Origin of the sequence: Chitinophaga sancti (genome assembly GCF_034087045.1) — a bacterium.
Lineage (GTDB): Bacteria > Bacteroidota > Bacteroidia > Chitinophagales > Chitinophagaceae > Chitinophaga > Chitinophaga sancti_B.
The window spans coordinates 6,492,539-6,513,504 of sequence record NZ_CP139247.1 but is presented as its reverse complement, the minus strand read 5'-3'; the positions used below and the strand labels follow the sequence as shown (position 1 = coordinate 6,513,504).

Below are 20,966 nucleotides of genomic sequence, written 5' to 3'. Positions count from 1 at the left end.
ATTATTTTTTGCTGGCTATGATCTCCCTGATCTCTCCGTTAATTTTTATTTTAACCTTTTGACCCGCACGGGGCGCTGTAACACGATAACTAATCACCTCCCCGTTTTTCCATGCAAAATCTACCGTAAAATTCCCTCTTGCCTTCAATCCTTTGACAGATCCTCCCGCTTTCCAATGATCCGGAATAGCCGGTAAAAAATTAATCATCCCTGCATGACTTTGCAACAACATTTCAGCAATACCAGCCGTAGCGCCAAAGTTGCCATCAATCTGAAACGGCGGACCTGCAGATAACATATTCTGATAGACACCTCCACCTGCACCATAATTAATATCTGTTCTTACAGTAGGCTTCAGTATTTCCTTCAATAGTTTAAATGCCCTGTTACCATCCTGTAACCTCGCCCAGAATAATAGTTTATAGGCAATCGTCCAGCTTGGCCCATCATCACCTCTTACTTCCAAAGTTTTCTTTGCCGCAGCTGCCAGATCAGGGGTTGTTTCTGCTGTGATCAGCGAGGCAGGATACAATCCCCACAAATGCGATATATGCCTGTGTTGCGGATCTGTTTCTTTATAATCTTCTAACCATTCCATGATCCGGCCATCTTTTGAAATAACCCCTGCAGGAGGGAGTTGTTTTATTTTGGCCAACAGTTCATTGCTGAATGCAGCATCCAAACCCAATGCCTTTGAAGCATTGATCACATTATTAAACAGATCCCGTACAATCTGGTTATCGATTGTCGCTCCTATACAAATACTGGCATGATTGCCATTCGGAAGATAAAACGCATTTTCAGGAGAGGAGGAAGGAGACATGACGAGCCATCCTGTTTTATCATCTTTTATTAACAGACTATTATAAAACGCTGCAGCGCCTTTTAAAATTGGATAAATGTCTTTCAGATAATGTGTGTCATTTGTAAAAGCATAATGCTCCCACAGGTTGTTACACAACCAACCGGAACCTGACTTGGTAGCACCCCAGGAAGCACTTTCACCAGGTTCTGTAAAACCCCATATATTAGTGATTACATGAGCTACCCAACCTGGTGCGTTGTAATAAGCCTTTGCTGTGCGGGCACCAGGGGCGACAAGCCCGCGCACCAGCTCTGCCAGCGGTAAGTTCAGTTCTGATAGATTGGATACTTCCAGCGGCCAGTGATTCATCTGCACATTTATATCCAGGTGATAGTCGCCATTCCATGGTGTTTGTATTTGATTGGCCCATAAGCCCTGTAAATTGGGGGGTAATAAACCGGGCCTTGTACTACAGATGGATAAGTAACGACCAAATTGATAAAACATTACGGGTAGTTCGTTATCCTCTGTAGGATGATTATAAAATGCAGCTAATCTTTTGTCGGTTGTAGTTGTCAAGCCTTTCTCCGTTTTTGCGGGCAAACCTTTGTCTGTTGTTGCAGGCGAATCCTTTTCCGTTGTTGCAGGCGAATCTTTATCTTTTGTAGCAGCCAGTTTTCTTTCGGTTTTAGTTGTCAAGCCTTTCTCCGTTTTTGCGGGTAAGCCTTTATCTATTGTAGCAGCCAGTTTCTTATCAGTTGCCTCATCTGCACTCTCAAGATCAATCTGTACCCTATTAAACAATCTTCTATACTTCCTGATATGCTGCTTTCTTTCTATACCATACGGTTTTGCAATGGCAGTTTTCAACACTTTATTTATTCTTTCTACATACCTTTCATCCTTATAATCCGTACCAGCAGAAACATACAGAATAATCTCTGTAGCATTCTTAATCACCAGCGCATGATCATCAGTCGTCAGCACACCTCCCTTTAATCGCGCTTTTACTACTGCCTTATACCGCATCCCTTGCCCATCTATACCATTATCCAATTGGCCTGATAGCACCAAAGTACTATCCTCAATTCGCGTAACCCCTCTCTCTGCCCGACTCATTGTAACACGACACGTAAGCTTCTCCGGCATATCTGCCGTCAAACGAATAATGCTAACATCATCATCAAAGCTGGTAAAGTACTCTCTATGATAAGTGACACCCCCAGCTTTATACTCACAACTGGCGATCGCATCATTTAAGGAAAGTTTTCGCTCATATCCTCCCGGCGCCTCAAAAACATGTGATCCCACCGGACCATTATCAAACGCTATCTGCAATTCCCCCATCGTCTGATAACACCCAAAAGGCACACTACCCGAACCTTTCCCTGTACAAATAAAGTGTTTATCCATCAATGCCTGTGCCTCATCATTCTTCCCTTCCCGAAGCAATTGCCTGATAACCGGTAGCTGCTTATAAGCTTCATAATTATTCGCATCCTGCGGCGCACCCGACCACAGTGTTATATCGTTCAACACAATCTTCTCCATCCTTACATCCCCATCAGGCATCATCCCCAATCGTCCATTCCCGAGCGGTAACGTCTCCTCCCATACCTGAGCTGGTCTGTCATATCGCAAAGTTTGACCACAGATCACAGCGGGAATTATTCCAAATATTATTGTTAATATATACTTCATTAATTTATTTTAGTTTATCAGCCAATAACCAAAGGAATCAATTCTATAATGGCCATTAATATATACTTCATTAATTTATTTTAGTTTATCAGCCTATAACCAAAGGAATCAATTCTATAATGGCCATTAGTATATACTTCATTAATTTATTTTAGTTTATCAGCCTATAACCAAAGGAATCAATTCTATAATGGCCATTAGTATATACTTCATTAATTTATTTTAGTTTATCAGCCTATAACCAAAGGAATCAATTCTATAATGGCCATTAATATATACCTCATCAATTTATGTTAGTTTATCCACCAATAGCGATAGGATTCAATCCTATAATAACCTTTCCCCATCTATTCTCTATTCCAAAAAGTAATCTCTGAAAGGTTCACATAATTCGTCGATCCATTCGCACAATGCGTTACCCTGATCCTGATATACCTTACCGGCGGCGGATTATCCATCAAATTAACCTTAAACGCTGCATTCCCATTATCCGTTCTCGCCACTTCCTTCAACAAAGTCCATCCCTTACTTTGCATCGCCGCCTTCCACCCCGCATCATCCGAATTCAACTCAGGCACTGCATCCGTTAGATCATCAATCCCCCATACCTCAAACTGATCGGGATTATTACAACACCCTCTACCTGTTTCCTCTATTATACTCAGGTTATTATACGCCATCCCCATATCAAAACTCAACACCCTCGGCAACGACCCATTCCCATCACTATGATATATATTCGGATAATCCTGCGGTCCTACAGATCCATCCCACAATTTACTCACCCGCGTATCCGATTGATAGATCCCCATATCCCCCCACAGATCATGCTCCTGGAATAAACTCTTATCACACTGTACCAGTCGCAGTATACTGGGAAAGGTATCATAACGGGAAGTATAAAATGTATCCAATGCGCCCATAACCGGAATATAAGAAGATTGATACACGATCGGCGTACCAAATTTATAATCGGTCAGTTTCAATGAATCTTCCAAAGGTGAAACCCATACAGTTGCCACCTCTCCATTCTGATTTGTATACTTTAAAGCCGTCGTAATATTGATTGTATCAGGTGTCACAAACCGCAATGTCACCGTGTTATCATCATTAATCATATAAGGATCTGCCTCCGGTAATCTATTATGTAATGTCGATTTATAAACTGTACCATATACCCTCGCATTGTTAATCTCCGTAGCCACAGACCTGTTTCCCTGCGCATCATAAGAGTACACAATAAATGTATACACATATTCCGCCAGCCCAGCTATCGTACAACGTACCGTATCCGAAGTATTATGTGTGGTGGAATTGATGGTCATAGAATCAGTGCCATTATTCCAATATACATTGTACTTTACAATGCTCTGATCCGGACTAGGCTGCCATATTAACTGCAACCGTCCATCACCCGGTAACGCCTGTGCATTAGACACTTTACCCGGGTATACCAGTTCTGTACCATTCAAAAACTCACGGTAGTCTGTCGGTTTTTTGCTGCATGCCACCAACAGTAGCACGCATACCAGTAGATATCTCATTGTATGCCGTTTTATAGATTACCTGGGATCACCCCAGAATGTGAGTTCAGTCATGTTAAAAAATGTATTCGTCTGTGCCATATTGGATACACATTCAAAACGGATGTACCTTACCTTCGGCAAGCTCAGTGAAAAATTATAACTGAACCCATTATTCCAAAAAGCAAGATCCGCATTCGTATATTGCGGGTTGGGTAACCCGGATGGTTTGGCTGGCGCATTATAGAATCCCAGGTTAATCCATCCATTAGGTGTCGTACCGCCAACAGGAGGGAGGTGGTCCGCATCTGGCATCGTTTCGTCTACAGGTGTATCGGCTCTTCCCCAAAGCACCCATGTCTGTGGCGCACCTGCCTGCCATAACCACGTACCACTGCCATCAATACCTCTGTTCCAGATAGTATATCTGCTCAACCGCGCCGCCTGCCCCATGTCGAATGTGATCACGGCCGGCCATACCAACGGCTGTATCGGTTGCTCTGTATGATAACCGGGAGACCCTGTTGAATTGTTCCAAAGGTTCTCTATCACCCATCCAAACCCTGTCTTTGCATCTGTACCCAATGAATAGCTACGGAAGAGCGACTTATCCATCTGCGCTTCAAATACAGGTGTGATAGTTGAGAATAAGGTATCTGAAATATTCCCCCATTGGTCGGTAACGTATACGCCAAATTGCTGTGGAATCGTATCGAATCCATGCAGACTATACGAAATGGAATCTTCGTCGGTATAGTTCTGCGAAATGATCTGGTATTTCTTCGTTTTATCTGGTGCAATGGTGATAATTCCCAAATTTGCTTTCGCCTTATTCTCACAGGTAATACTCACTCCGCCAAAGTCTGGCTGCATCACCACTGTAGGTCGTGCCAGTAAATAAGGAGGCGTATCCGGATGGACTTTTACCGTCACCGGATCAGACACCACCTGTGCACGGCTCACTGTATGCAATACGACTTCATACTCTTTACTGGCTGCAAAACCACTTACTGTAATACTATCAGAATAGTAAGAAGACTTGGTCTGCCTGGTTGTTTCATCATTGATTTTATATTCTGCCTGTACATACAGGATATTTGATGAATTAGGCAATGTATAGGTGATATATGCACCACCATTGAAGTTGATCACATTTACATTCGTCACCACACCCGGCTTGGTCATATCGGTAGATACAACATCGTTATAGCCATCCAGCTTTTTGCATGAAACGATCAGTAATAAAAAAAGGAGTTTTTTCATACGTGAAATTTTTACCAGTAAAGGGTTTGTACAAGATTCGGATTGGTGAGCAGATCATAATCCTGTATAGGATACAGGTAATTCCTGATACTAAAGGAGGTCTGCTGCACCAACTTTAACTGGTAATAACCATCTGTTGTCCTGTTAAATACATTCCATCCCTGTACAGGTGTGCTCAGTACATGCTGTAATTCCTTCCACCTCCTCAGATCCCATCCTGCCTGCCCTTCGAACGCCGTTTCAATTCTTCTTTCCTGATGAATAATATCACGTAATCCATCCTTAGAGCTATATTTATTTGGATTGATTGAATACTGTGACCAGCTGGCTACAACCCCATCAAGACCTGCCTTAGCTCTCACTTTGTCTATCCATGCATACACTTCGGCACCAGGTCCGTTCACTTCATTCAAACATTCCGCATACAGCAACCAGAGTCCGGTCAATTGTATAAAAGGCCATGAATAACCCTGCTGGATGCTTGACTGCCCGAAAGTCGTCTGATAAGGTACCAGCTTCTTTGCCCAATATCCGGTAGCATTATAACGCAGCTGATCAGGTGGTGCTGCCGGACCATTTACCGCATTGATATAATTGGGATTATTATCATCCAGGTTACCAGAGCCAAACCATACACTGCCATCAAAAGCTACATCTGCATAATACCTTGGCTCCCTGTTAAAGTTACCTTTGGCACTGGTGTAACCTTTTTTGATGTAGTACGCATGCGCATCATCTCCTGCCTGTAATTTATAACGGTTGTTATAGTCGAAGGTCCTATCTTCATTAATAGGCACCCCATGATTAGAATAAAATATTTCTGATTCTGCAATAGGTACAGAGAAATTAGAATAAACTGCAAATACATTAGAAGCCGCATCTGTAGTCACACGCGGAGAAGCCATATACTGCCAGCCAAACTGCGGATTCAGCGTCCAGATCTGTTCTGCATTCCAGCTGTCTACAAAAGCACCTTGTATGGTAAGCAGACGACGGGTTGTATCAGACATATGTACAATACCACCACTTAATCTTAACTGGTAAAGCGCTGCACTACCTACATTATCAAGCGCCTCCTTACATGCCTGCAAGGCACGCTGCCATTTGCTTTCATCATATGTTGCCGGGAACAATAATACTCCATCATGATTTTTCATACCTGAATAATCAGGATTACCGTTGAACAAAGGACTCGCCTGCGTAACCAGCACTTCCGCTTTCACCGCCAGTGCAATAGTAGCGCTGATGCGTCCCTGTTCCGCTGCCAGATTCTGTATCACCGGTGGCAGGTCAGGAATCGCTTCGTCTAATAATCTCACCACATAATTAAAGCAGGAGTCAAGAGGCTGTTGTTTAATCCTTACTTCATCAATAGATGCATTCACAGGCAGGTTCACATCCACAATAGGAATAGGACCATACATCCTGATCAGCCAGTAATGAAAATATGCTTTTAAAAACTTCGCTTCTGCAGTCCATCTTTTACGCTGGTAGTCCGGCAAATCAGGAGGGATATGTACATTCTCCAAAAAGATATTACACTTCCTGATGGCCTGCCACATATTCAACCCCATGTTATAACCATCCCAATAGTTCAGCAAGGGGTTAGCGCTGTTTTGTAAACCACGGATTATGCTGAATCCTGCATCGCCACCTGCACCACCCAGTGTGGTCTGGTCCTGTAACGGATAGGGGAATATCACTTCGCCCGATGTGGTAAAACCCGGATTACGACGCACGTCGGCCAGGTTCTGCAAGGTGGCATAGCACCCAAAGAGGTAAGCCTGTGTTTCATTGGCATTGGCAAATGCACTTTCCAATGTAGCGACATCATCAGGTATGACATCAAGGTATTTCCTGCAGGATGAAAAAAGAATAAGGACTATAAATAATGTTAAGATCGTTTTCATCTGAATTCTTTTAAAGGTTTACGTTAATACCACAGTTGAAAACCTTCTGTATCGGGTAACCAAATCCCTGCCCAGCCTGTTCCGGATCCCACAGTTTAAAGTGGCTGAACGTGAGCAGATTTAATCCGCTGAAATAAATGCGCATCGTTCTGATGTACATTTTTTTCGTCAGTGACTTCGGCAAACTATACCCCAGTTCTACTGATTTGAGGCGCATAAAGCTACCGTCTCTCAGCCACCAGGTACTTTGCTGCTGATTGTTCAGGATATCGGTGGTGGAAAGTCTTGGCCACAATGCATATAAGTTCTGGTTCTCTTCTGACCAGTGATTGTCTGCATACGCCTGTAAGATCTGTGCATTGTTTACAAACGGTGCGGTACCATATTTGGCATAATACCTGTCATCCTGGGATGTGGCATTGATAAAGAAGGATTCTCTCGCAAGCCCCTGGAAGAAAGCATTGAGGTCAAAGTTTTTGTACCCTAAAGAAAATCCAAAGCCATAAATGATCTGTGGTGTGGTGGGTAAACCGATAGGCACCTGGTCATCCTGGTTAATGATACCATCCTTATTGACATCCCTGTATTTGATATCACCACCAGCAGGCACAGGTGACGCACCAAATAACTGGGTAGGTGAATTTGCCGCTTCTTTATCATCTACAAATAATCTCTCTGCAATGTATCCGAATGGCTGGTTGATCGGTTTTCCATTCTGAAAGCGGTAATCGTATTTATATTCCGGTTCTTCAAAACGCTGGTACTTGTTGGCCGTCACAGTCAGGTTACCCAGTACAGATGCCCAAAAGTTTTTGGAGAACGTTTGTTTATAGTTAATATTCAGATCCAATCCTTTGGCGGTAGCTTCGCCTACATTGGATTTCACGGCAGCTTCCAGACCCGTGGTGACGGGTATATATCCTCTTTGTTGCAGGATATTGTATCGGAATTCGTGATAAATTTCTGCGGTGATATTTAACTTGTCAAAGAAAGTGACTTCCGCTGCCAGGTTGGATTTGCGGGCAGTCTCCCAGGTTACGTCGGGGTTCGGGTAGTTCTGGATGGTCGTACCATACATCTTCACACCATTGGTTGTACCAAATACGGCAGAAGGGCCATTCACATCATCAGGCGTTACATTTGACAAATAGTAGAACCTTGTATTATCGATATTGTCATTACCCACTAAGCCATAACTCCCTCTTAATTTAAGTCTGGTAATGATATGAGAGATATCGCCTTTCCAGAACTTTTCATTAGACACGACCCATCCTGCACCGACAGTAGGGAAGAAACCCCAGCGATATTGGGTAGAGAATCGTTCAGACCCGTTATAACCAAAGTTGAATTCCAGGAAATATTTACTGGCGAATGAATAAGTCGCTCTTCCCGCTAATCCCAGGTTGCGGTAGGGAAGTGAATACTGAAGGGATGGCTGATGGGTGTTTGGATCGTTGGCGTCTGCATTTAGCTTTTGTTGCCTGGTACCGATCAGTGCAGCACTCACATTATGTTTGCCAAATGCCCGTGCATAATCCAGAGATCCCTGTAAATAAAGGAAAGTATTCACATCCTTGGTGCCGGGGTAATAACTGAGAAATTCCTGTGCGCCACCTGGCTGACTATTCAGCCAGTTCAGGGTATAAGTATTACTGGTCTGGTCATAGTTCATTACATCATAATAGAATGGTTTGTATGACCTGGTAAGGTCAAAGTATGCATACCTGTTGGTGCTGAACAATCCGTGGAATGACAATCCTTTCGTGATGAAATTGAAGTCCTGGTTCAGTTCAAACTGCGCCGATAATCGTGACTCAGAAAAACTTTTATAGCCATACATCAGGTCTGCGTATGGATTGGACTGTAAATTACCGGATGAAGTCAGTGAGTTACCGAACAGGATATGTTTGGTAAGGAGGTTGGCGCTATCAGCAGGAAAATAAGCAGGGAAAGACACGGGGCTTGTATGCAGTGCCCTGTCATACAGATCACTCGCCAGTCCTGACTGATCGCCGGTAATAGGGCCGGTATATTCATTGAAATTACCCCATAGGCGGACTACGACTTCTGTCGTTTTTGTGAGTTTTACATTCACATTGGATCGTAATTGATAGTTCTCAAACTTCATGGCAGAATTGAAGTTGTTGACAGGGTTTACCTGCAGAATACCATTGTCCTTATCATAAGAACCCGCGATATAGTATTTGGCTACATCATTACCACCCTGTACACTGAAATTGGCGCGCTGTGTAGTCGCCTGATCTTTGAACAATGTCTTCATCCAGTCCACAGCAGGGTATACATAAGGGTTATACCCCGGCGCCTTGTCCATCGTGGCCTGTGTGTTGATGATCTGGTTGGGGGTATACAGCGGTGTAGCCAGCGGATTGCGCGTAGTCAGTGCCTCGTTGTACAATTTCATGTAAGTGACCGGATCACCAAGTTTCACGGTCTGCGTAGGCCGGGAAACGGAACGTTCATAACGCACGTTCATACTTGCTTTGCCTGCTTTCCCTTCTTTAGTAGTAACCAGTATTACGCCATTGGCGCCTCTTGCACCATACAATGCGGAGGCACTGGCATCTTTCAGGATAGAGAAACTTGCGATATCATCTACCTGCAGGCGGGCCAGGTCATTGGAACTGAGTTCCACATTGTCTACCAGTATCAGCGGACTGGCACTATATCCGAATGTGGTGACTCCCCGGATGAAGAAAGAGGAATTATCCAACCCTGGTTGTCCACCTCTCTGAAAGGAGATCATACCGGCAATCTGGCCAGCCAGTGCATTTGTAAGGTTGCTGGACGGGATCTTCAGTGCACCCGGGTCTACGGTGGTAACGGAACCAACCACGGCCTCCTTTCGCTGTTTTCGGCCATAGGCCACTACTACCACCTCTTCTACAGTGGCAGAAGCATGTTTCATGACAAGGTTGATCACCTTTGAATTGGGTGATACGGTAATGTACTGTTGTTCAAAACCAACATACGAAAACCGTAGCAGGGTACCTGGTTCTGCATCCAGGATGAATTTACCTGTGGAATTGGTAGAAGTGGCAATGTTCTTTTTGTTTTCCGCCACAACGTTCACCCCCTCCAGCTTTGATCCTGAAGAGTCGGTGATTGTCCCTGTAATAGTGATCTTTGTAGGTTGTTGTGCAGATGCGCTGATGCTGATGTACAGGAAAATAGTGATCAGTATCCCTGATAGAGATACAAACGGGAATTTTGGCATAAACCAATTTTTAATTATTTCATAACTGGAATTGTGTGAAACAAAAGTATCTAATCGCAACCCTGTAATAAATGGAGGATTCATTTATTTTCATGAATTATACTACGATTTTGTATTTTGTATATAAATCCAGTAGCACGTTATGAAAACTGTAAAACGAAGAGATGGTTTTGCGGGACAGCAGCTCATCAGCCTTCCTGATGCAGTCTGGAAGAATGCCATCAAAGCGAATACTGTACTAAGCCAGCTATATATTACGCATATAGGCTATTTCCCAAAGGCGGCATTTCACTTCTGCGACAGAAAGAACGGATGTGCAGATAACATTCTTATTTATTGTACCGGCGGAAAGGGTTGGTATGAGATTGGTAACCGGCGTTTTGAGGTTGGTGTCAATGAATTCGTGATAATTCCTGCTACCAGTTTCCACCTGCGTTACGGCTCAGACGATCATCATCCATGGACGATTTACTGGGTGCATTTCAGCGGAAAAGACATGGACACCTTTAACCGGAATTTTAATATCGGTCCGTTCGATGGTCCCCGGCATATTCATGCGAATGAAAAGGGGATTGAGTTGTGGAATGCTATGTTTCAGAGTTTGAAGATGGGGTTTGGGAAGGATAACCTGGGTAAGGCGAGTTTGTACCTGTATCATTTTATCGCCACATTCCTGTATCCTGACAAGGTACCTGGTGAAAAGGATGCCATTAATGATAGGATCAATGATACGATCCGGTATATGCAGCAGCAGGTTGCTGTTACGCTGACGGTGGAGGATCTGGCAAGGAAGATCGATTTGTCTCCGTCACATTTTTCAAGTTTATTTAAAAAGGCTACGGGAATGTCGCCATTGAATTATTTTATACATCTGAAATTACAGAAGGCTTGTTTGTTGTTGTATACAACGGATATGAAGATAAAGGATGTAGCGATGGCGATAGGGTATGATGATCCTTTTCATTTTTCGAGGTTGTTTAAGAAGAGTATGGAGGTGAGTCCGGAGGGGTATAGGGGGTTGAGAAGGAAGGGGAATATTTAACCTGATTTTATCAATTATTAATATATTTTGGAGGCGCACGGAATTTATAACTGGTAGACAGGAGCAATATATTATTTTCCCAAAAGCCCGCGCAAGTCTGCGTGGGCTTTGCTATTTAGCATATGTTTTTATGCGCTTTATAACCACGGAGATGAGTGACAATTTGGGTTGATGATGACAGGTATAGCTCGAAAGCTTTGAAGCGTAGGCGCATAAATAGGTCCGTTTTATAACAGAATAATTATTCAGCATGATAAGATATTGGTTTGAATTTGATTTTAACGGGTATAACAATACACCCTATGGTACTAGAATCGGATGTGGGGTTACAGGAATAAATTATGATGATGTGATTCAGATTCTAAAGGAAAAAGTTTTCTCAGGAAAAGATCTTCCTAAAATTATCTTAGTTAAAGAGAATATTGATATCAACGAGCTTGACAATGGGCATGTATTACCTAATATGCTAGCACCCAATAGAAGAGGTGTTTGGTTTCCTATTGGCTATCAGTAATGATACCAGCTAATCATTTCATTAAATTAAATCTTATATTCTGTTCTAGTAAAGGATTTAGTGGTTTGTCATTAAATAAAGCTACACTTAATATATTCTCTCCTATGTTAGAATAGGTCATAATGAACAAACTGTTTAGATTACTATCCGATGTATATATCACATGGAAAATATCAAATGGTTCGGAAGGATTCAGGTAGGCTCCTTTCAGTGAATATCCACCTATATTCTTCTTTAATTTTTCAATACCTTTTTTATTTTCTGGTTGGTCCGCACTTACCCACACTACTGTTGTATCATGAGGGCTGAATTTTACCCAAAGATCTCCATTAACCTTTTCCTGGCAGGTAAAGTTACCGGATGGTGTAACCCGTATTTTTTCAAAATTCAAACTGTCTTTATTCCCATCAACGGATAAATAAATAGAAATATATCCTGCTGACACGTTTAAGGATGGGTGGTTTTGGCCTTTGCAATTTAGAAGGGAAAATGTGACAAGACAGAATAATAAAACTTTTTGCATTTAAATTAATTTATTTGTTGTCCAGTTGAATATGCCTTATACTTATAGATTACAACAGGCGAAAGTAAATGTATATTAATATGGCAATCGAAATTAAATTTAACATTATAATTGAAATCGGTAACATTATTTACTGATCTTACAATTTTCTCATCAGCAGACACTTGTTCAAATTTATTAGCTTAGCGATATGAAAAAAATAATTGCGCTGATCGTCATGTTAACCGGACTGGTTCAATTTGGTAAAGCGCAGGATGCGCGTAAATTAAGAGAAGGAAGCCATAACCTCACCCTGCAATGGATTAGCTGGGATAAGCCCGGTAAAGCACAAATAAAAAAGAATAGTGATGGTACATTTTCCATTAATGGAAAGCAGACAGGAGAGAAGGGCGATTTTGTAACAATCGAGGGGACGTTGACGGTAGTAACGTTTGCAGAGATGACATTTAAAGGAACGATACAAACGAAGTATTCGGGGGTGAATAATGGGGAGGTTTGTGAAAAGACGGGAACATATCATTTTTTAGTGAAAGGGGCGAGGAAGTATTGGAGATTGCAGGAGATGGATAATTGTGAGGGGAATAATGTAGTGGATTATGTAGACATATTCTTTTAGAGGATAGTTTTTTAGGTTTTTTCCTGGGCATATACTTGGCCATTTTCAATTTACATGTTAGCGCATTGTTTGCTTATACAGGCGGAATCGCCGGTTAAGCTATAGTGTAACTTCGTTACCATAAGTACATTAAAAGTACACCTGTATATCCTTTCGATATTGAGGTGCCCTTTTAGTGAAGTATTAGTACTCATTTGGTAACGAAGTTGCATTATAGTTCCGCCGAAGTTTTTAATATTGTTCCTATAACCTCAAAATTGTTTGTTATGGCACTTGTAAAAGACAACATACTTCTCCAACTTGTCAGAGGCACCCTCGGCAAGCAACTCACCATCTACGAAAGGAACGGACAGATCATCATGGCCCAAAAACGAGGTCCGTCAAAGAAAAAACCGACCAAAAAACAGCTGGAAGCCCGGTATAAGATGAAAGTAGCCGCAGCTTATGCAATGGTGATCCTGCAGGATCCTGAACTGAAGGCTTATTATAAGTCGCTGGCAGGTCCGGGGCAGAATGCTTATAATATGGCCGTGAAGGATGCTTATAAGTCCCCGGAAGTGCAGAATATTCGGTTCGAAGAAGAAACTGTGGTAGTGACGGCGAAAGACGAATTTAGGGTGGCATCTATCGATATTCGTGTGATTGATGCTGCCGGCACGATTCAGGAAAGTGGAAAGGCCGTTTTAGGCCGGAATGGCGTGGATTGGTATTATAAGGCAACAAGCCTGCCACCCGGTGGCAAGGTCGTTGTAGTGGCGGTTGATTTGCCTGGAAATGAAACCGTGAGGGAAGTGAGATTAGAATAGTGAATATATTTGGGTATGGAAGATCATACCTTTTATTTGAATCGCTGCCTGGAACTCGCGCAAATAGCCGCCGGGGAGGGGGAGAGCGCGGTAGGTTGTGTCATTGTAAAAGATGGAATAATAATCGGAGAAGGCACTGAACAAAGCCGCCGTCTAAAAGACGTGACCCGCCATGCAGAAGTGGTAGCGGTGTTGGATGCTGTACATACGCATGGTGCAGACTTATGTGAAGGAGCCACTTTATACTCCAATGTGGAGCCTTGTATCCTATGCTCTTATGTGATCAGGCATTATATGATCGCACATGTTGTATTTAGCAATTACTGCGGGGAATTGGGTGGTACGGCACAGCCTTTTAACGTGCTTACTACCGATGTGATTAAAAAATGGGGTTCTGTACCACTCGTGGAGGTGTTACCAGGTAATAAGTAAAAACATTCCTTATTAATGAGAAATAACCTTGTATGTAGCCGCTTTCCTTTTGGAAAGTAGCGATGAATATATAGTAGATGATACTAATTTTGCATCTACTATGGAAAATATCAGCGCACTAAAAAATTACACAGACCATCTTTTAGTACAAAGCAAAAAGATGCCTGTATTATTTACGTCTCATGGCAACCCCATGAACATTGTAATGAGCCGGGATGAGCATCCTTTTTGGAAAGCATTGTACGATCTAGGAAAGGATCTGAAAAGTAATTATGATGTAAAAGCAGCGCTGGTCATCTCTGCCCACTGGTGTACAAATGGCACCTATGTCAATCATTCTGCAGAACAGGCGCAAATTTTTGATTACTACGGGTTTCCCGAAGAATACTATAAAGTCTATTACAAAGCCAAAGGTTCACCAGAGATCGCCCGCGAAGTAAAGAAGGCCATTCCACAGGCAGAAGAAACTGCTGAATGGGGATTGGATCACGGTGCATGGCCTATGCTGATGCATTTGTTTCCAGATGCAGACGTACCTGTCTTTGAACTAAGCCTGGACTATTATGCAAAGCCTGAATATCACTATTCCCTTGGGCAGCAACTGAAATCATTGCGCAACAAAGGGGTATTGATCATTGGTAGCGGATCACTGATCCATAACCTCTCACTGGTCAGAACAAAAATGCAGCGGAATGATATGACACCTTTTGGCTGGGAGGAAGAATACGATGCCTGGCTGAAGAAGCAAATAGACGAAAGAAAGTTTGAGCATATTATTCAGTACCAGTCCAGTCACCAGTTAGGCCAGCTGGCATCGCCTACACCAGATCATTTTGTACCTGTATTATATAGCCTGGGACTATCGGATGCAACTGATGAGATCCGGTATTTTTATGAAGAACCACCTTTGCTTCCTGCATTTAGTGAACGTAGTTTTATGATCGGTTGATCGCTGCAGGTTCAGCAGGCGTCAACCCAAACCTGGATTGAACGATTACCGGGTGCCACACTTTGGTAAGTCCGCCACCCGGTATAAATAGTTTACCACGGGATGTTAGTATTTTCCCACCGGGTAAATGTACTACCTGGGTCATCAGGCCCAAACAAAGCCACCCTTACCACTTCACGTGATCCATCTTCAAGTGTCTCAGTGCCCTGAAAATTATTCAATGCGGTACTCGTGAATTCAGGTGATACAAGATTCACCTTGATACCGTCGTTTTCGTGCTCAATCATCATTGACAATGCCATGATGTTGAATGCACTCTTCGACCCTGCATAAGCCGGGCTAAACATTTTCCGGTATGGAAAAGAAGGATCCGCATTTAAGGTGAGCGAGCCAACACTGCTTGATACATTCACAATACGTGCATCTTTTGAATGCTTTAACAACGGCAGCATAGCCTGGTACACCGCCAGTGCACCAAATACATTTGTCTCCCAGATGGCACGTACCTCATCCAAAGAAACTGTGCTTACACCATATGTTGCTGCATAATTCTCCAGCGTGATCTCATTTCTTCCAGAACGTGAAATAGCGGCATTATTCACCAGCAGGTCTAGACGACCAAACTCACTTTCAATACGTTTGGCTGCTGCCTGAATAGAAGCGGCATCCGTCACATCCAATTGGATAGGAATCGCACCTGCTCCGATTGATTGGGCGGCTGTTTCCCCGTTTTGGTAATTGCGGGATCCGACAAGTACAATATAACCATGAGCCGCCAGTTCTTTTGCAACCTGGAAACCAACTCCCTGATTAGCGCCCGTTATTAAGGCAATTCTTTTCGTGTTATCCATAATTTGAAATTGATATTCCAAAGGTCAAAAGAAGTGAATTGCCAGTTGTAGCTCAATCGGGGATTTATGTAGTAATTGAAAATATATGGATCGGTTCGGAGGGTTACCGGAATTTCGACATATGTAACTAAGCGGAGAATACTTATTTTGCCGGGTGATTTTTTAAAGTTTGCGAACCTACACTACTTCCCGGTAATCTCCTTCCGGTGTTTGATACCCCAATCTGTCAGGTTTTCGATAATCGTTTTTAACGACAACCCATGTTCAGTTAATTCATATTGAACAGTGATCGGTTGTGTCTCTAATACCGTTCGTTTGATCAGCTTATTTAATTCCAGTTCTTTTAGTTCCTTGCTCAGCATTTTATTGGAGATCCCTCCTATATCAGCTAAGATATCTGAGAACCTTCTTTTGGAATAAAAACAGATAGAGGAGAGGATGGTTATTTTCCATTTGCCGCTTAGCACATCCATTGAATCCTGCACGGCCCTCATCTCTTTTTTATGGTCGCGTTTTAAGTTTGTACAATCCATGATTTGTCACTTTGTTACCTCCAGGTTACTGTTACTTTTGGTTACAAAATTACCAAAATAAACTGGCATCCGTTAGTTTTGTATCTCAGCATTAAATGATCAACAAAATGAAACTAGAGAACAAAGTAGCGATCGTAACAGGCGCATCAAAAGGAATAGGAGCAGCAATTGCTAAACATTTTGCAGCAGAAGGCGCAAAGGTGGTTGTCAATTATGCATCCAGCAAAGAAGGAGCGGAGAAGGTAGTAAAAACCATCACAGATAACGGTGGTACTGCTATTGCTGTACAGGGCGATGTAGCAAATGAAGCGGATGTAAACAGGCTCTTTGAAGAGACAAAGCAGGCTTTCGGTACACTGGATATATTGGTAAACAATGCAGGTATTTATCAGTGGGAACCGATTGAGCAGGTAACGGCAACCGCCTTTCATCAGCAATTCAATATTAATGTTTGGGGTTCTATTCTCACCATTCAGGGTGCATTGAAACTGTTTGGAGAGAAAGGGGGCAACATCATCAATGTTAGCTCTGGTGCGGCCAGAACACCGATGGCGACAGGATCTGTGTATTCTGCCTCCAAAGCGGCGTTAGATGCTATTACAGTGGCATTGTCAAAAGAGCTGGGTGGAAAGAATGTGCGTATCAACTCGCTGTTGCCAGGTACTGTAGAAACAGAAGGCACACATACTTCAGGGGTGATTGGCAGCGATTTTGAAAAGAAATTAGTGGCAAATACCCCACTGGGTCGTATGGGACAACCGGACGATATTGCAAAGGCGGCGGTGTTTCTGGCATCAGATGAGGCAGCGTGGGTAACGGGAGAGAAGTTGGCCGTTTCCGGCGGGATTTATGGATTTTAAGATAGATAGCCTTCAGGTGTTTTATGACCTGAAGGCTATTGCTCATTACCTGAAAGCTTTTACTTATGATCTAAAGGCTTTTAGTTTTAAGATAGATAGCCTTCAGGTGTTTTATGATCTAAAGGCTATTACTCATTACCTGAAAGCTTTTACTTATAATCTAAAGGCTTTTACTCATGAACTGAAGGCTATTACCCATGCCCTCAGGCTGTTACGCATGCCCTGAAGCCTACTCTCATGCCATGATAGCTATTGCTCATTACCTAAAGGCTATCACCTATGACCTAAAACGCTGTTACCCCAAATTCTGCTATCATTACCCCAATCTCTTTATTGATATCCCGCACAGACTTTGCTCTCTTTGCATTGATTTAAAACCAATGACATGAGAATAGTAACTATAGAAGAGCACGTCTCTTTCCCGGAATTATCAATATCGAAATCAACGGCCGCCGCCCGGCATATGCAGGAAAAACTGGCAGACATTACTGGCGAACGCCTTAGTTCCATGCAGGCAACCGGTATAACCATGCAGGTGCTTTCCGTAGAAAATACAGATGTATACTCCCTGCATGATAGCGAAGCACCCGCCTTTGCCACCAAATACAATGATCTGCTGGCTGAAAGAATGAAAGACCACTGGGAATCATTCACCGCATTTGCCCTCCTGCCCATGACCACACCGGCAGCCGCTGCTGATGAGCTGGAACGTACCGTAAAAACGCATGGTTTTCAGGGTGCCATGATCAAGGGCACCATTCTCGGAGAGTTCCTGGATGCGCCTAAATTTGCCCCTGTATTCGAAAGAGCGCAGCAAATGCATGTTCCCCTTTATATTCACCCTGGTGTACCCCCACAGGCAGTGATCGATGCTTATTACAGCAATGTTGGCGACACCACCGGTCCCAATGAAGCAATTGCCTGCTACGGCTGGGGATGGCACTCAGAAACTGCGATTCATGTACTCCGTCTATTTGCCGCCGGCATTTTTGACAAATACCCTGATCTGAAGATCATCATAGGCCATATGGGTGAAATGCTGCCGATGATGTGGACAAGGATGAATGGTATTTTTAAACAGGGTAAACGCTCGCTGATCGAAACCTTCAAAGAACAACTCTTTATCACTACCAGCGGTATCTTTACACAACCCCAACTCCAGCTGGCCATAGATACCATTGGCATAGATAATATCCTGTTCTCTATCGATTACCCTTTCAGCACGAACCAGATGGGGATCGATTTCCTGCACAACATCCAGCTACCTTCAGAACAGATCGCCAAAATTGCCCATGGAAATGCCGACAGGATACTGCGACTTAAATAGGCTATTTTTGGGGTATGAACAGTGTTCCAATAAGTAAATTACAGGATAGAAGCAACCTGGGATTTGTGCTGAAGCCCTTCCTCCCGGAAAAGGATGAGGATGAAGCTCATCGCAGGCAATCCATGGATTTAGGAGCACACCGGGATGACCACTATATATTTTTTATCATTGTAGAAGGCTCGGGTTCTACAGTGGTGGATTTTGAGGAAAAGAAGGTAGGGCCTAATTCACTCTATTATATCCTGCCGGAACAAATTCATTATCGCATCAAATCGAAAAAAGCAAAAGGGTGGTACCTGGCCGCAGATCCTGCTTTGGTAGATCCTGCATGCAGGAACCTGATCGAAAGCTGGGCCGGACAGCATGAACCGATCACTTTAACGCCGGAGGAGATAATGGATTTTGATTTATTGCTGGGTATTTTGCATCGTAAAACACCTGCTCTTCAACAAAAAGTGTTGCATGCATTGCTGCGCACTTTCTTTGAAATGGCGGCCAGCGCTATTCAGCATTCTTCAACAATAATATCGGATAATTCTAGACCTGCGATATTATCTATGGAGTTTAAAAAACTGTTGAGCGAAAATGTTATTAAATATAAAAGTCCGGCTGACTATGCAGAGATGCTCCATATTTCGGAGCCATATCTGAATGAGGCGTTAAAAAAGATCACCGGTTCAACTGTTTCATTCTGGATAAAATACAAGGTTGTAACGGAAGCTAAGCGCCTGTTATACTTTACGGATTTGAATGTAAAGCAGATAGCCGGGGAGCTGGGGTTTGAAAATCATTCTTATTTTTCCCATATTTTTCTGAAGGAAATGGGTATGACGGCATTGACATTTCGGAAAAGGTTTAGGGATAGAACGTAGCTAAGTGTAGTTATTTTGAAGGAAACGGGTACGACGGCGCAGATATTTCGGGAACAGGTTACGGGATCGAACGTAACTTTAAACTGAAAATAGTGTAGTGCTGTTTTCAAGGAACGTTTAATAAAAATTCCATACCTGTATTTCGACTAAAACAACCTGTCTTTCGACTAAACCAGATTTCCATATTTCAATGACTTTTGCTATAAAAGAAATACTATGAAAGCAATCAGAATTCATGAATTTGGAGGTCCGGAAGTAATGCAATTAGAAGAAGTACCCAAACCCCTGCCAGCGGCAGATGAAATTTTGTTAAAAGTTTATGCTACCAGTGTTAACCCTGCAGATTATATCATTCGCCAGGGAGGCAATGATTTATTAAGACCACTCTTAAAACTACCAATGGGATTAGGGCTGGATGCTTCTGGTATTGTCGAAGCAATAGGTGCAGATGTAAAAGATTTCAAACCGGGCAATAAAGTATATGGTGTTCCAAATTTTCCCGGAGATGGCGGCTACGCAGAATACCTCGCTGCTAAAGCCACCCAGTTTGCGCCCATGCCCCACAACATCACTTTTAATGAAGCCGGCGCCCTGCCTTCCTGCGCACTCATCGCCTGGAATGCGATTGTTGATTTAGGCCATGTACAACCCGGACAGCGTGTTTTGATACATGGCGCTGCAGGCGGAGTAGGTAACCTGGCAGTACAGTTTGCTAAAGCCAAAGGGGCTTATGTGATCGGCACGGCTTCTGCTCATAATTTTGACTTTTTAAAAGAATTGGGTGCAGATGAAGTTATCGATTATAACACCCAGCATTTTGAGGAACTATTACACGACATCGATCTGGTATTTAATGCCTCTCCTGTGCGTGATCAAAGTGTAAGGATGAAGTCGGCCGAGGTATTAAAAGACGGCGGTATCTTTGTTTGCTCTCAGTTGGATAGCCCATTTCCAGCAGCACTCTTGCAGGTACTGGCAGCAAAGAATGCTATCGGTACAATGGTCGGTGGCGGGAGTATCAGTTATACTTCCTCACTACATGGTACGACAGCCCTGATTGAAGAAGGTAAAGTAAAAGCGGTCGTGAGCAAAGTCTATCCATTAGCCGAAGTGGCTGCTGCACACCGTGAGAGCGAAAAAAAACATGTACGTGGGAAATTGGTATTGGAAGTGGCGAAAGAAAACTAATGAATGTAAAGGAAAA

19 protein-coding genes are annotated in these 20,966 nt (G+C 43.0%); 11 read left to right on the top strand and 8 right to left on the bottom strand.

Features of this window, described 5'->3' with window-relative positions; genetic code table 11:
• Position 1: 1 nt before the first annotated feature.
• The 5 genes from SIO70_RS26170 to SIO70_RS26150 all read right to left on the bottom strand — a co-directional run bounded on the left by SIO70_RS26170 (position 2) and on the right by SIO70_RS26150 (position 10,437).
• Positions 2-2,506 carry a glycoside hydrolase family 95 protein gene (locus SIO70_RS26170; RefSeq protein WP_320575772.1) on the bottom strand — a complete coding sequence of 835 codons (2,505 nt, stop codon included), beginning with the start codon at positions 2,504-2,506 and terminating at the stop codon, positions 2-4.
• Positions 2,507-2,853: 347 nt separating this feature from the next.
• On the bottom strand, positions 2,854-4,050 hold the full coding sequence (locus SIO70_RS26165) for a DUF4998 domain-containing protein (RefSeq protein WP_320575770.1): 1,197 nt from the start codon (positions 4,048-4,050) through the stop codon (positions 2,854-2,856).
• A gap of 18 nt (positions 4,051-4,068) precedes the next feature.
• On the bottom strand, positions 4,069-5,292 hold the full coding sequence (locus SIO70_RS26160; RefSeq protein WP_320575768.1) for a DUF4959 domain-containing protein: 1,224 nt from the start codon (positions 5,290-5,292) through the stop codon (positions 4,069-4,071).
• Positions 5,293-5,303: 11 nt separating this feature from the next.
• Entirely contained in the window at positions 5,304-7,202 is a 1,899-nt protein-coding gene (locus tag SIO70_RS26155; protein ID WP_320575766.1) for a RagB/SusD family nutrient uptake outer membrane protein, read from the bottom strand.
• Positions 7,203-7,212: 10 nt separating this feature from the next.
• Entirely contained in the window at positions 7,213-10,437 is a 3,225-nt protein-coding gene (locus SIO70_RS26150) for a TonB-dependent receptor (protein WP_320575764.1), read from the bottom strand.
• A 142-nt stretch (positions 10,438-10,579) separates the two neighbouring features.
• On the opposite strand from SIO70_RS26150, the gene SIO70_RS26145 reads away from it, so the two are divergent.
• Both SIO70_RS26145 and SIO70_RS26140 read left to right on the top strand, forming a co-directional pair.
• Positions 10,580-11,479 (top strand): AraC family transcriptional regulator, encoded by a 900-nt coding sequence (locus tag SIO70_RS26145; protein WP_320575762.1) that lies wholly within the window; start codon positions 10,580-10,582, stop codon positions 11,477-11,479.
• Between the two features lie 250 nt (positions 11,480-11,729).
• Positions 11,730-11,993 (top strand): hypothetical protein, encoded by a 264-nt coding sequence (locus SIO70_RS26140; protein ID WP_320575760.1) that lies wholly within the window; start codon positions 11,730-11,732, stop codon positions 11,991-11,993.
• Positions 11,994-12,006: 13 nt separating this feature from the next.
• Here SIO70_RS26140 and SIO70_RS26135 read toward each other — a convergent pair whose 3' ends face one another.
• Complete coding sequence (locus SIO70_RS26135; RefSeq protein WP_320575758.1) at positions 12,007-12,516, bottom strand: hypothetical protein; 510 nt, start codon at positions 12,514-12,516, stop codon at positions 12,007-12,009.
• A 190-nt stretch (positions 12,517-12,706) separates the two neighbouring features.
• Here SIO70_RS26135 and SIO70_RS26130 point away from each other — a divergent pair, with 190 nt between their 5' ends.
• From SIO70_RS26130 to SIO70_RS26115, 4 genes are all read left to right on the top strand, one after another.
• Entirely contained in the window at positions 12,707-13,132 is a 426-nt protein-coding gene (locus SIO70_RS26130; RefSeq protein ID WP_320575756.1) for a hypothetical protein, read from the top strand.
• A 266-nt stretch (positions 13,133-13,398) separates the two neighbouring features.
• The gene (locus SIO70_RS26125) at positions 13,399-13,938 is read left to right on the top strand and encodes a hypothetical protein (protein WP_320575754.1); all 540 of its coding nucleotides are present in this window, start codon (positions 13,399-13,401) and stop codon (positions 13,936-13,938) included.
• A 15-nt stretch (positions 13,939-13,953) separates the two neighbouring features.
• Positions 13,954-14,370 (top strand): nucleoside deaminase, encoded by a 417-nt coding sequence (locus tag SIO70_RS26120; protein ID WP_320575752.1) that lies wholly within the window; start codon positions 13,954-13,956, stop codon positions 14,368-14,370.
• 160 nt (positions 14,371-14,530) lie between these two features.
• Complete coding sequence (locus SIO70_RS26115) at positions 14,531-15,319, top strand: class III extradiol ring-cleavage dioxygenase (protein ID WP_320575750.1); 789 nt, start codon at positions 14,531-14,533, stop codon at positions 15,317-15,319.
• A gap of 92 nt (positions 15,320-15,411) precedes the next feature.
• Here the strand turns inward: SIO70_RS26115 and SIO70_RS26110 are convergent, their stop codons facing one another.
• The gene (locus SIO70_RS26110) at positions 15,412-16,170 is read right to left on the bottom strand and encodes an SDR family NAD(P)-dependent oxidoreductase (RefSeq protein WP_320575748.1); all 759 of its coding nucleotides are present in this window, start codon (positions 16,168-16,170) and stop codon (positions 15,412-15,414) included.
• A gap of 182 nt (positions 16,171-16,352) precedes the next feature.
• Complete coding sequence (locus SIO70_RS26105) at positions 16,353-16,703, bottom strand: helix-turn-helix domain-containing protein (RefSeq protein WP_320575746.1); 351 nt, start codon at positions 16,701-16,703, stop codon at positions 16,353-16,355.
• A 107-nt stretch (positions 16,704-16,810) separates the two neighbouring features.
• On the opposite strand from SIO70_RS26105, the gene SIO70_RS26100 reads away from it, so the two are divergent.
• From SIO70_RS26100 to SIO70_RS26080, 5 genes are all read left to right on the top strand, one after another.
• Positions 16,811-17,563, top strand: a complete 753-nt coding sequence (locus SIO70_RS26100; protein ID WP_320575744.1) for a glucose 1-dehydrogenase — start codon at positions 16,811-16,813, stop codon at positions 17,561-17,563.
• Positions 17,553-17,789, top strand: coding sequence for a hypothetical protein (locus SIO70_RS26095; RefSeq protein ID WP_320575741.1), 237 nt, complete (start codon positions 17,553-17,555; stop codon positions 17,787-17,789). Before SIO70_RS26100 ends, SIO70_RS26095 begins: the two co-directional genes overlap by 11 nt.
• Positions 17,790-17,948: 159 nt before the next feature.
• Positions 17,949-18,890, top strand: coding sequence for an amidohydrolase family protein (locus tag SIO70_RS26090; protein WP_320575739.1), 942 nt, complete (start codon positions 17,949-17,951; stop codon positions 18,888-18,890).
• A 14-nt stretch (positions 18,891-18,904) separates the two neighbouring features.
• Positions 18,905-19,762 carry a helix-turn-helix transcriptional regulator gene (locus SIO70_RS26085; RefSeq protein WP_320575738.1) on the top strand — a complete coding sequence of 286 codons (858 nt, stop codon included), beginning with the start codon at positions 18,905-18,907 and terminating at the stop codon, positions 19,760-19,762.
• Positions 19,763-19,978: 216 nt separating this feature from the next.
• Positions 19,979-20,950, top strand: a complete 972-nt coding sequence (locus tag SIO70_RS26080; protein ID WP_320575736.1) for an NADP-dependent oxidoreductase — start codon at positions 19,979-19,981, stop codon at positions 20,948-20,950.
• Positions 20,951-20,966: the final 16 nt, after the last annotated feature.